Below are 12,183 nucleotides of genomic sequence, written 5' to 3'. Positions count from 1 at the left end.
AATTTGCAACAAGCATAGCACAATCAAAATTCGGCTTTTTGATGAAGATCATAAACTGATAATTTCTGTGGCTAATTCGTTAATAAATCCATGATGATGGGATGAAATCAAAATGGGTAAGGAAAGTTCTCGCAAAAGTGCGGTCAATTTTTCAGTATTTTTTCGATCTAATCCATTGGTGGGTTCATCTAATAATAAGATTTTTGGCTGCATCGCTAAAACACCCGCAAGTGCGGTAAAATTTTTTTCCCCACCAGATAAGGTATGCACCATACGATCTTTTAAACGTGTAATACCAAGACGTTCTAATTGCTGCTCTGCGATATGATACGCCTGCTCTCTAGGCACATTTTGGTTTAATGGTCCAAAGGCAATATCATCCAATACTGTTGGGCCAAAAAGTTGGTCATCGGCATTTTGAAAACAAATGCCAACCGTGCCTCGAAACGGCGCAAAATCTTTTTCTTCACGACAAACTTGGCCAAATAGTTTAATTTCACCTTTGGTTACAGGAACAAATCCCAACAAAGCAAGCAGTAAAGTGGTTTTTCCTGAGCCAATTTCCCCTTGTACGAAAAGACGTTTTTGTCCTTCTAAGGTAAAACTCAAATCTTGAATAATCGCTCTACCATTGCGTTCTATATAAAGATTATTTACAGCTAACATGTTATTTTTCTCTCTTTTTACCAAACTGAAAACCACGACATTTTAAAGCCATTTGCGCAGTTTCGGCTTTCAATAGGGCATGAATCAATAATAAAGCGACACTTTGAGCCGTCACATAAAGGGTTCGGCGATTAAGCCCAGGACGAAATCCACGAGCTCGCATGGCAATATCCATTTTTTGACGCAGTTCGCCAAGCAGTGCAATGTAACGTACAGTCAGCACAAAAAGTTGAATTAATTTTTCTGGCAAAGGCAATTTACCAATAGCTTGAACAAGCACCGTATCATTAATATTCCACAAAAAAAGCCAAAGCGAAATCAACAATAAATGAGTCCGCAAACTCAATTTCTCTGCTAATTCTATACCTTGAAAATTGAGTTCAATGCCATTTTCTCCAATTTTCCAACTTAATGTCGCCCACATTAAAGCAATAAAAATGATTAAAGCAAACCAACGTTTAAGGTAAGGCAAAAAAGATTTTTGACTGAACTGCAGTGAAATAAAAAAGAGAGAAACTGCAAGCGCATTAAGGGGGATAAGCCAAGTGAGATCACTCAATCCACTAATGATTAGCCCCCAGATAAATAGATAAATCAACCTAAAGTGCGGTTGAAATAAGCGGTGAATTTTCATTAAGAGACATTCTCGGTACGATTCATGACTTCAGGATACATTTTACCAAGTAAGGTAATCACCCCTACGCTGATAATACTATCCAAAATAAATACCGGAAGATGAGAGACTAGCAAGAGCCAAACAAGATTCAGATAACTTTTACCACCATCTAACATCAGCACAAAAGAAGCAAGCGCGCCTGCCCCACCAACGCCAATTACGCCAGATCCAATACCGACTAATAAGCGATCTTTTAAAGCCATGTTTGGTTGTAAACGAGAACGGAAAAGATAATGAGCGATCACCGCTGGCGTTGCCATCACGCAAAGGTTGACACCTAACACTGCAAATCCGCCAAAAGAAAAGAAGATGACTTGCAATAAAAGTGCGATAAGAAACGCAGGAAAAACAGCCCACCCAAGGAATAAACCAGCCATGCCATTTAAAATTAAATGCACACTACCTATTCCGACGGGCACATGAATGGTTCCTGCCACAAAAAATGCAGCAGCAAAAAGTGCGGTGAGCGGTAAACGTTCTGATTCTAAACGACGTAACCCCACGGCAATGCCAGCAACAGCAAGCACTGCGCCAGCTAATAAAATAGGCGTATGTAACACGCCTTCAGATAAATGCATTAAATACGTCCTTGTTTAATTTTACGCGCATTACGTAAAGCAATAAGTCCAGCAATACCAACGATATAACCGATTCCGCCTAAAATATCATGCAAATAAATTTTATCTTTTAGATGCGCAATATCTTCACGAAGAAGCATTAAATCTGCACCGCTTTGATTTTCGGCAGATGTATGAGCAGCAACAACTGACGCACGATGTCCTTCATCCCCTTCCACCACAACTTTTAAAGTTGTATGTGGCACATCAGCAATCGAAAGCTTAAATGCGCCTTGGCGGTCTGTTTTTCCAGTTAAAACGGGATCAGAAACACCTGAGCGGAAAACTTCTAAATAAGTTTCAGCTGCTGGGGTCATATCGGAATAATAGGATTTGCCAGAGAGTGTTTGCCCATCATATTGGGCAAACACATAAAGCGCGTGGGCATAAGCATTCGGGAGATAGCAAGCCGCAAAAAGTGCGGTTAAAAAAACAATTTTCTTCATCCCAAATCCATATTATTGCGCATCAAAAGTTAACATATATTCTACAGAGCGACGATCGTAATCCGCATTATTAGTTACTTTTTCCTCAAACTCTGCCCATACTTTGTTGAAGCCTTTAGCTGGCGTAAATTGAGCGATACCTTTTTCATTAGTTAAATTGAACGGTGCATCTTCACTCACGCCCACTTTAATGCCTTGAACCGGTTTACCATTATGTAACACAAGGATAGAAAGTGGTTTGTTCGCTTGTGCTTTTTCTTGAGGAATCAATTCGTAAGCTTGTTGATGAGATTTGAAAGATTCAGCATCCCATTTCAAAATCGCTTTACCAAATTTAACAGGATTGGTACTAAATTCTGCCGTTGGTTCTTCACGTTTTGTTTTTTCAACGTATTTACCGCTTGGTAATTTTGACCACACGCCATTATCGAAATGAACGAATACTAAATCTGATTTAGGCATAAGATAGGCTTCGCCATTTCTGAATTGATAGTCAACTGCGGTTAATTTTCCTTGCGCATTTAAGGCTTGAATAGATTTAAGTTTAGATTCTGGATAGGTTTCAGTTTGTTCATGTCCAAATTTCACCACGTATTCACCTTGGGCTGAAGCAGGTTCAAGCCAAACATTGTGAGCGTTAGCAACAGACATACCTAAAAGTGCGGTTAATCCCACTGCGATTTTTTTTAATTCCATTTTGGATACTCCTTGTTTGTTTTTGTTTAAGAAAATCTGAATGCATGATAAAATATGAAGTAACTTTAGAGTCAAGTCATTTTTTAAGGAAATTGATGAAAATTGGAGCACTTGCTAAAGCCCTAGGCTGTACCGTAGAAACCATTCGTTATTATGAACAACAGGGTTTAATCCCGCCCCCAAAACGCACTTCAGGCAATTTTCGGCAATATAATGAAGAACATTTACAACGTTTATCGTTTATTTGTAACTGCCGAAATCTAGATATTTCATTAAGTGAAATAAAAAGCCTACTGAATTTAGAAAATGCCTCCAAACAACAAGCAGAAGAAATAAATCGCGTGTTAGACAAACATATTAAAGAAGTGGCCACACGAATTCACGAACTCGCCCATTTACGGATGAAATTAATGGAATTACGTGAGAAAACAGTCTCGAATGATGAAGATCCAATGAAATTGCTATTGCAACATAGTGGCGTGAAATTTGTGCGATTAAAATAACCGCACTTTTAGATTATGGCTGACTAGATAAACGCTGTTTTGCTTCCTTATTGCCTAATTTAGCAGCTTTCTTTAGCCATTCCAATGATTTTTCAGGTTGGTTTTGCGAGCGATAAATATTACTTAACATCATCATCGCATCCGTATCTTTAGCTCGAGCTGTACGCTCAAAAAGCTTAATAGCTTGCTCTGTATTTTGTTTGACGTAATCGCCACGTAGATACATAACGCCAAGGTTATTTAGCCCTTTCACACTGCCCTTCTCTGCCGCTTCGCTAAACCACCAATAAGCCTTTTCGTAATCTCTCACTGTACCACGCCCAAGGTTATATAACATACCTAGATTGCTTTGAGCGGTGACATTTCCTTCTAACGCCATCGGATACATAATATCGAAAACAGAAATCCATTGCTGTTTATTGGCAAAGTCTTGTGCCAAATTCATTCTTGCTTGATCATCCATTTTCGAACTCGCTGTAATATCAACGGTTTTCATCGCCCAAACAGACAAACTAAAACAAAGTAATACTGTATGAAAAAATAACTTCAGTTTCATTTATAAAGTTGCAATTAAAAGTAAAATAAAAAACACAGCAGTAATCGCAAATTCTGTTAGTCCAACTTGCATAACAGAAAGCTTTTTAGTGGGCAGATAAACCGCTCGTACTAATCCGGGAACAAAAGCTAATGCTAAAATAAATTGTTGCGAAACCACAAAAATCAGCACACATAATAAGTGAAAAATTACTGATGCCCAAAAATAACGTGGATTTTTTCGCTCACGCATCATGGATTTCACATAAAGTGTTGTTCCAATAAAAAATAATGTTGGATAAATCGCCACCCAAAGTATTTTTTCATCAAAAGTGCGGTCAGAAAAGTAATAGGATCCCATTCCAGCTAAAGCAAAAATTAAAATTCCCGCCAAATCATTCCATAAGTTACGCTCATCTTTTTTCTTGGTGAAATAAATGTTCACCGCGACAAACGGCAGCATGGCAAACATAAAATACAGCACTTGCCAATTATAAATTAACGCCGGAATCGCAAAAATCACGGCGGCAGCAAAATAAATCACAGACCATTTTTTGTATAACTCAAGATTTTTACCTTTAAACAAATTCAAAAAAGGATACGTCATCAAATAAAGCGAAAACCATCCTAATAGTAAAAATACGTGCGCCCATACAGGATTGGCAAGTAACATGCCGTAAATAAAAGGCACCAATGCCATAACAATAGCGCCATGCTGATTAGAGATAAGCAGTTTCATAATGATTAAATAATTGAGAATAATTATCGGGTATTCTAGCCTAGTAAAGAGGATTTTACAAAGTGGTAAACGCTATTTAGAATAGAAGAAAATACCCCAAAGGAGAACCTTATGACAATTCAACGCATTTTACCCAGTGCACGTTTAAGTGAAGTTTCAATGCATAACAACCTCGCCTATTTTGCAGGGCAAGTTCCAGAGTTAACCATCGAGCAAAATACCTACGAACAAACCAAAGAAGTATTAGGTTTAATTGATAAATTGTTAGCAGAAATTGGCTCCAATAAAAGCAACATTTTAACCGCACAAATTTTCTTGGCTGACATGCAAGATTATGCACAATTCAATCAAGCTTGGGATGAATGGGTCGATCATGTTAGCCCACCAAGTCGAGCGACAGTCGAAACTAAATTAGCGGATCCTCGTTGGAAAGTTGAAATTGTTATTATTGCAACTTGTTAGTTTTAAGCCGAATAAACAGGAGAATATTATGGAAAATTGGACAAATGAAATTTGGGTAGCAATTGGTATCGCTTTTATTGTTGGATTATTTATTGGTTACATTGCCGTGCGTTTAACCAAAGGCTCCGTAAAACATCAAGCTAAAACAGAAGCTGAATTAAAAACAGTCAAAACCCAACTTGATACACAAAAAGCGCAAATCGAAAAACATTTCGCAGAAAGTGCTGAATTATTCAAAACCTTAATTAACGATTATCAAAAACTTTATCGCCACCACGCAACCTCCTCCAATAATTTACTGGGCGAAAAAGATCACAAAGGTTTATTCACCCAACAGCTAATTACTGCAACAGATAAATCTCAAAATGAACAACCAAGAGATTATTCTGAGGGCGCATCAGGTTTATTTAAAGAAAATAAAGAAGAAAATTAAAAAGTGTGGCTAAAAATAGAAATGTTTTTAGCCGTTTTGATATAGGAACAATTTATTGTTCTCTTATACCACTCATAAAACCTAAATAAAACAAAACCCCGCGATTAGTTTCGCGGGGTTATGAAAGGGTTAATTGGTGCGACTAGCTGGACTCGAACCAGTGACCCCCACCATGTCAAGGTGGTGCTCTAACCAACTGAGCTATAGTCGCACTGCACAAAGTGTCTGGAATTATAGATATTTTTAATCTGAAAACAAGTATTTTCTTAAATACTCGATATAACTGGCAAAAAAGTAAACAGTATTGCCTTAAATAACCGAGCCGTTTTTGATTTCCCAAATTTTTAAGCGTATAATGCGCACCGATTTTTCATCTGGCTAATATATAGTCAAGTAAAAATAGTATCTTTAAAATTTTGTAATTATTGACGGAGTAAATAATGTCTAGAAGACTAAGAAGAACGAAGATTGTATGTACTATGGGCCCATCAACTGACCGTGATAACAATCTTGAAAAAATTATCGCAGCGGGCGCTAACGTAGTTCGTATGAACTTCTCTCACGGTACACCTGATGACCATATTGGACGAGCTGAACGTGTACGTTCTATCGCGAAAAAATTAGGTAAAACCGTGGCGATCTTAGGTGATTTACAAGGTCCTAAAATTCGTGTTTCTACCTTTAAAGACGGTAAAATTTTCTTAAGCGTTGGTGATAAATTCATTCTTGATGCAGAATTACCAAAAGGCGAAGGTACACAAGAATCTGTTGGTTTAGACTATAAAACGCTTCCACAAGATGTTGTTCCTGGCGACATTCTTTTATTAGATGATGGCCGTGTTCAATTAAAAGTATTATCAACTGATGGGGCGAAAGTTTTTACTGAAGTTACTGTTGGTGGTCCATTATCAAATAATAAAGGTATCAACAAATTAGGCGGTGGTTTATCCGCAGATGCCTTAACAGAAAAAGATAAAGCAGACATTATTACCGCTGCACGCATTGGCGTTGATTTCTTAGCTGTTTCTTTCCCTCGTTCAAGCGCTGACCTAAATTATGCGCGTGAACTTGCTCAACAAGCTGGTTTAAATGCAAAAATCGTTGCTAAAGTTGAACGTGCAGAAACAGTGGCTACTGATGAAGCAATGGACGATATCATTTTAGCATCTGATGTCATCATGGTTGCTCGTGGTGACTTAGGTGTAGAAATCGGTGATCCTGAATTAGTCGGCGTACAGAAAAAATTAATCCGTCGTTCACGTCAATTAAATCGTGCAGTAATTACAGCAACTCAAATGATGGAATCAATGATTAGCAATCCAATGCCAACTCGTGCTGAAGTGATGGACGTTGCAAACGCAGTATTAGATGGTACTGATGCGGTTATGCTTTCTGCAGAAACAGCAGCAGGTCAATATCCTTCTGAAACAGTAGCAGCAATGGCTGGCGTATGTTTAGGGGCGGAAAAAATGCCAAGCATTAACGTTTCTCGTCACCGTATGGATAAAGAATTTGAAACCATTGAAGAGTCTGTTGCGATGTCTGCAATGTATGCAGCAAACCACATGAAAGGTGTTGCAGCAATTGTCACTTTAACTAGCACAGGCCGTACTCCATTATTAATGTCACGTATCAGCTCAGGTTTACCTATCTTTGCTTTATCTCGTCATCAAGAAACCTTAAACCTTTGTGCACTATACCGTGGCGTAACTCCAGTTTATCATGGTGAAGATAGCCGCTCAGAAACCAGTGCAAAAGCAGCACTTCAATCATTAAAAGAAAAAGGTTACTTATCTACTGGGGATTTAGTGCTTGTTACTCACGGTGGTCAAGGTGCGACACAAACCAACGTATGTCGTACATTAATTGTTGAATAATCAACAATCTAGATACGTTAAAATGAAAGAGCGGTGGATTTTTCCACCGTTTTTTATTTCCTTTTTTCACCGCACTTTTCACTTAAACCCAATAGATATTTGCGGTATCATAAGCAACATTCTAGTATCGAAATAAGTCCTATGGCATCACAACCTCAAATCAAATCTTCTGACAAAAAAACGGCAAAAATAAGTATTCCACCACACTCACTTGAGGCTGAACAAGCCGTGTTGGGTGGCATCATGCTGAGCAATCAACATTGGGATGGTATTGCTGAACGTGTGATTGCTGACGATTTTTATACTTTTCAGCACCGTCTGATTTTTACAGAGATGGAACATCTAATGCGTAATCAATCGCCTATTGATTTAATTACGCTAGATCAAGCCTTAAGAAGCCGTGGTGTAAGCGATGAAGTGGGTGGATTTGCCTATCTAGCTGAACTTTCCAATAATACTCCGAACGCGATTAATATTTTGGCTTATGCAGATATTGTGCGCGAGAAAGCTATATTACGAGAACTTATTTCGGTAGGAAATCGCATTGCTGAAAATAGCTATTCTCCCAAAGGGCAAGACATCAAGTTAATTCTTGATGAGGCTGAGCGTGAAGTGTTTGCAATTGCAGAAAAACGAACAACTTCTAGTGAAGGTCCACAAAATGTGATCAATGTGCTGGAAAGTACTATTGAAAAAATCGATATTTTGAGCAAACTTGAAAATCATTCAGGCGTAACGGGCATTACGACAGGTTTCACTGATCTTGATAAAAAAACGGCAGGTTTACAGCCTTCTGACTTAATTATCGTTGCGGCACGTCCATCAATGGGTAAAACCACTTTCGCCATGAACCTTTGCGAAAATGCGGCAATGGCAAGTGAAAAACCCGTTTTAGTATTTAGTTTAGAAATGCCCGCAGAACAAATTATGATGCGTATGATCGCATCGCTTGCTCGCGTTGATCAAACTAAAATCCGAACAGGTCAAAATTTAGATGAAATCGAGTGGAATAAAATTGCTAGCGTAGTGGGAATGTTCAAGCAAAAAAATAATCTTTATATCGATGACTCTTCAGGCCTAACGCCTACTGATGTTCGTTCCCGCGCACGCCGAGTTTATCGTGAAAATGGTGGATTAAGTATGATTATGGTGGATTATTTGCAATTAATGCGCGCACCAGCATTTTCAGATAATCGAACACTAGAAATCGCAGAAATTTCTCGCTCCCTCAAGGCGCTAGCCAAAGAATTACAAGTGCCAGTGGTCGCCCTTTCTCAATTAAATCGTACTTTAGAACAACGTGGAGACAAACGCCCTGTAAACTCAGATTTACGTGAATCAGGCTCCATTGAACAAGATGCAGACTTAATTATGTTTATTTACCGAGATGAAGTCTATAACGATAACTCGGAAGATAAAGGTGTTGCAGAAATTATTATCGGTAAACAGCGTAACGGCCCGATTGGTCGAGTGCGGTTAAAATTTAATGGACAATTCTCACGCTTCGACAATCTAGCCGAACAACGTGAATATCATGATGATTATTAAGGAATAACAATGAATGTAAAACCGGCGACAGCGAAAATTAGCTCGCACGCCTTAAAACAAAATTTAGAAATAATTAAACAAAAAGCACCAAATAGTAAAATCATCGCAGTGGTTAAAGCAAATGCCTATGGTCACGGCGTTGTGTTTGTTGCATCAACTTTAGAACAAAATGTTGATTGCTTTGGCGTGGCTCGCTTAGAAGAGGCTTTAGCATTACGTTCCAATGGTATTACTAAACCGATTTTATTGCTTGAAGGCTTTTTTAATGAACAAGATTTGCCCGTCTTAGCGGTCAATAATATTGAAACTATCGTACATAATCGTGAACAATTGGAAGCACTAAAACGTGCGAATTTACCAAGCCCAATTAAAGTTTGGTTAAAAATAGACACAGGCATGCATCGTTTAGGTGTTGCATTGGATGAAGTGGATTTTTTCTATAATGAACTTAAAAAACTTCCATATATTCAACCGCACTTAGGCTTTGTTAGCCATTTTAGCCGCGCTGATGAATTAGAATCCAATTATACCCAACTTCAAATCAACCGTTTTTTGTCCGCCACAAAAGATAAACAAGGTGAACGTACTATTGCGGCGTCAGGCGGCATTCTCTTCTGGCCTGAATCTCATCTGGAATGTATCCGCCCTGGTATTATTATGTATGGCATTTCACCAACTGATACTGTAGGCGCTGAATTTGGTTTAACGCCAGTGATGAATTTAACTTCATCATTGATTGCTGTTCGCAACCATAAACAAGGTGAACCAGTTGGGTACGGTGGTATTTGGACTAGTTCGCATGATACAAAAATTGGCGTTGTGGCTATTGGCTATGGCGATGGATATCCTCGCGATGTTCCTGAAGGCACGCCTGTTTATTTGAATGGTCGTATCGTGCCAATCGTTGGAAGGGTTTCAATGGATATGTTAACCGTTGATTTAGGACCTGATAGCCAAGATCAAGTAGGTGACGAAGTGATTCTATGGGGTAAGGAATTACCTATTGAAACCGTAGCTAAATTCACAGGAATTTTAAGCTACGAGCTAATTACAAAATTAACACCGCGTGTTATAACTGAATATGTTGATTAATCTGTTAATCACTGCATTTTCTGAAGAGAGGGATTCACTCCCTCTCTAATAGAAATCCAAGAAAGTGCGGTTAAAATTTTGATTATTTTTTATGAAAGGAAATACCATGAAAAACATTAACCCTACTCACACCCATGCGTGGAAATCTCTCGAAGCACATAAAGCTGAATTGTCAAACATCACCATCCAGGATTTATTTAAACAAGAAAAAAATCGTTTTGACGATTATTCTTTAACATTCAATAACCAAATTCTTGTAGATTTTTCCAAAAATAACATCAATCAAACAACCCTTTCACATCTTCGCCAACTTGCTCAAGAATGCTCTCTTGATAGCGCAAAAGAAGCAATGTTTACCGGTGAAAAAATCAATCGTACTGAAAATCGGGCTGTACTACATACCGCACTACGCAATCGCGCTAATACTCCCGTGTTTGTTGATGGTAAAAATGTTATGCCTGAAGTCAATGCGGTGCTAGCTAAAATGAAAGATTTCTGTCAGCGTATTATTTCTGGTGAATGGAAAGGCTATACAGGCAAAGCGATTACTGATGTTGTGAATATTGGTATTGGTGGCTCTGATTTAGGTCCTTATATGGTAACTGAAGCACTTCGCCCATATAAAAATCACCTAAATATGCACTTTGTTTCAAATGTCGATGGTACACATATTGCGGAAACCTTAAAAAAAGTCAATCCAGAAACGACGCTTTTCTTAGTGGCATCGAAAACTTTTACCACTCAAGAAACCATGACAAATGCGCAAAGTGCACGTGATTGGTTACTAAAAGCAGCGAAAGATGAAAGTGCGGTTGCAAAACATTTTGCAGCATTATCAACCAATGCTAAAGATGTAGAAAAATTTGGTATTGATACCAATAACATGTTTGAATTTTGGGATTGGGTTGGCGGTCGTTACTCTTTATGGTCAGCTATCGGTCTTTCAATTGCACTATCAATTGGCTTTGAAAACTTTGAAGAGTTGTTGAATGGCGCGCATGAAATGGATAAACATTTCCGCTCTACCCCAATTGAAAAAAATATCCCAACCACTTTAGCATTAGTTGGTTTATGGAATACCAATTTCCTTGGTGCGCAAACAGAAGCGATCTTACCTTATGATCAATATTTACATCGCTTCGCAGCCTATTTCCAACAAGGTAATATGGAATCAAATGGTAAATATGTCGATCGTGATGGCAATATCATTAACAATTACCAAACTGGCCCTGTCATTTGGGGAGAACCAGGTACAAACGGACAACATGCATTCTATCAATTAATTCACCAAGGCACTACTTTAATTCCTTGTGATTTTATTGCGCCAGCCCAAAGTCATAATCCATTGGCAGATCATCATAATAAATTGCTTTCTAACTTTTTAGCACAAACAGAAGCATTAGCGTTCGGAAAAACAAAAGAGGAAGTCGAGGCTGAATTTGTAAAAGCGGGGAAATCTTTAGATGATGTAAAAAATATTGTTCCATTTAAAGTATTTACTGGTAATAAGCCAACTAATTCTATTCTCGTTCAAAAAATCACACCATTTACCTTGGGGGCATTAATTGCTATGTATGAACATAAAATCTTCGTACAAGGTGTCATTTTTAATATCTTTAGCTTCGATCAATGGGGTGTAGAACTAGGCAAACAACTTGCAAACAGAATTCTTCCTGAATTAACAGATTCTGAAAAAGTAGCAAGTCATGACAGTTCAACCAATGGGTTAATTAATCAATTTAAAGCATGGCGTTAATTGTTTATTTAATATAAAAGATTTAAACAATTATAATTTTATATAAAGGACTAAATTCCATATTTATTATAGGATTTAGTCCTTTAAATTTATCTTTAAGATGTTATGAATAGATATAGCAATTTTTAATTGATTGTT

Annotated in this window: 14 protein-coding genes and 1 tRNA gene; 7 read left to right on the top strand and 8 right to left on the bottom strand. The window is 37.9% G+C overall.

Features of this window, described 5'->3' with window-relative positions; all coding sequences use genetic code 11:
* Nucleotides 1-48: 48 nt before the first annotated feature.
* The 5 genes from DV428_RS05700 to DV428_RS05680 are packed head-to-tail and all read right to left on the bottom strand — an operon-like array spanning nucleotide 49 to nucleotide 3,101.
* On the bottom strand, nucleotides 49-666 hold the full coding sequence (locus tag DV428_RS05700; RefSeq protein ID WP_114908994.1) for an energy-coupling factor ABC transporter ATP-binding protein: 618 nt from the start codon (nucleotides 664-666) through the stop codon (nucleotides 49-51).
* A 1-nt stretch (nucleotide 667) separates the two neighbouring features.
* The gene (locus tag DV428_RS05695; RefSeq protein WP_114908993.1) at nucleotides 668-1,300 is read right to left on the bottom strand and encodes an energy-coupling factor transporter transmembrane component T family protein; all 633 of its coding nucleotides are present in this window, start codon (nucleotides 1,298-1,300) and stop codon (nucleotides 668-670) included.
* Nucleotides 1,300-1,920 carry a cobalt transporter CbiM gene (cbiM, locus tag DV428_RS05690; RefSeq protein ID WP_114908992.1) on the bottom strand — a complete coding sequence of 207 codons (621 nt, stop codon included), beginning with the start codon at nucleotides 1,918-1,920 and terminating at the stop codon, nucleotides 1,300-1,302. Before cbiM ends, DV428_RS05695 begins: the two co-directional genes overlap by 1 nt.
* Nucleotides 1,920-2,405 carry a hypothetical protein gene (locus DV428_RS05685; protein WP_005632431.1) on the bottom strand — a complete coding sequence of 162 codons (486 nt, stop codon included), beginning with the start codon at nucleotides 2,403-2,405 and terminating at the stop codon, nucleotides 1,920-1,922. The genes cbiM and DV428_RS05685 overlap by 1 nt, the downstream gene beginning before the upstream one ends.
* Before the next feature lie 12 nt (nucleotides 2,406-2,417).
* Nucleotides 2,418-3,101, bottom strand: a complete 684-nt coding sequence (locus DV428_RS05680) for a DUF4198 domain-containing protein (protein ID WP_065246690.1) — start codon at nucleotides 3,099-3,101, stop codon at nucleotides 2,418-2,420.
* A gap of 95 nt (nucleotides 3,102-3,196) precedes the next feature.
* Here DV428_RS05680 and DV428_RS05675 point away from each other — a divergent pair, with 95 nt between their 5' ends.
* Nucleotides 3,197-3,604, top strand: coding sequence for a Cd(II)/Pb(II)-responsive transcriptional regulator (locus tag DV428_RS05675; protein WP_005653165.1), 408 nt, complete (start codon nucleotides 3,197-3,199; stop codon nucleotides 3,602-3,604).
* Nucleotides 3,605-3,617: 13 nt separating this feature from the next.
* Here DV428_RS05675 and DV428_RS05670 read toward each other — a convergent pair whose 3' ends face one another.
* The gene (locus tag DV428_RS05670) at nucleotides 3,618-4,160 is read right to left on the bottom strand and encodes a tetratricopeptide repeat protein (protein WP_114908991.1); all 543 of its coding nucleotides are present in this window, start codon (nucleotides 4,158-4,160) and stop codon (nucleotides 3,618-3,620) included.
* Nucleotides 4,161-4,877, bottom strand: a complete 717-nt coding sequence (locus DV428_RS05665) for a YwiC-like family protein (protein ID WP_053465502.1) — start codon at nucleotides 4,875-4,877, stop codon at nucleotides 4,161-4,163.
* Between the two features lie 111 nt (nucleotides 4,878-4,988).
* Here DV428_RS05665 and DV428_RS05660 point away from each other — a divergent pair, with 111 nt between their 5' ends.
* Both DV428_RS05660 and DV428_RS05655 read left to right on the top strand, forming a co-directional pair.
* Entirely contained in the window at nucleotides 4,989-5,339 is a 351-nt protein-coding gene (locus DV428_RS05660; protein ID WP_114908990.1) for a RidA family protein, read from the top strand.
* Between the two features lie 28 nt (nucleotides 5,340-5,367).
* Nucleotides 5,368-5,772, top strand: coding sequence for a Z-ring associated ZapG family protein (locus DV428_RS05655; RefSeq protein WP_114908989.1), 405 nt, complete (start codon nucleotides 5,368-5,370; stop codon nucleotides 5,770-5,772).
* 134 nt (nucleotides 5,773-5,906) lie between these two features.
* Here the strand turns inward: DV428_RS05655 and DV428_RS05650 are convergent.
* A tRNA-Val gene (locus DV428_RS05650) sits at nucleotides 5,907-5,983 on the bottom strand.
* Between the two features lie 229 nt (nucleotides 5,984-6,212).
* Between DV428_RS05650 and pyk the strand changes: the two genes are divergently transcribed.
* The 4 genes from pyk to pgi all read left to right on the top strand — a co-directional run bounded on the left by pyk (nucleotide 6,213) and on the right by pgi (nucleotide 12,045).
* Nucleotides 6,213-7,649: a pyruvate kinase gene (gene pyk / locus DV428_RS05645; RefSeq protein ID WP_114908988.1), complete on the top strand. Its 1,437-nt coding sequence runs from the start codon at nucleotides 6,213-6,215 to the stop codon at nucleotides 7,647-7,649.
* A gap of 141 nt (nucleotides 7,650-7,790) precedes the next feature.
* A complete protein-coding gene (locus tag DV428_RS05640; RefSeq protein WP_162790783.1) occupies nucleotides 7,791-9,197 on the top strand; it encodes a replicative DNA helicase in 1,407 nt (468 codons plus the stop codon).
* A gap of 9 nt (nucleotides 9,198-9,206) precedes the next feature.
* Nucleotides 9,207-10,289, top strand: coding sequence for an alanine racemase (alr, locus tag DV428_RS05635; protein ID WP_111407288.1), 1,083 nt, complete (start codon nucleotides 9,207-9,209; stop codon nucleotides 10,287-10,289).
* Nucleotides 10,290-10,395: 106 nt separating this feature from the next.
* On the top strand, nucleotides 10,396-12,045 hold the full coding sequence (gene pgi, locus DV428_RS05630) for a glucose-6-phosphate isomerase (protein WP_114908986.1): 1,650 nt from the start codon (nucleotides 10,396-10,398) through the stop codon (nucleotides 12,043-12,045).
* The last annotated feature ends 138 nt before the right edge of the window (nucleotides 12,046-12,183 follow it).

Origin of the sequence: Haemophilus haemolyticus (assembly GCF_003352385.1) — a bacterium.
Classification (GTDB): Bacteria; Pseudomonadota; Gammaproteobacteria; order Enterobacterales; family Pasteurellaceae; genus Haemophilus; species Haemophilus haemolyticus_I.
Note: the sequence above shows the minus strand (reverse complement) of the source record. Positions and strands in the feature narration are given on the sequence as shown.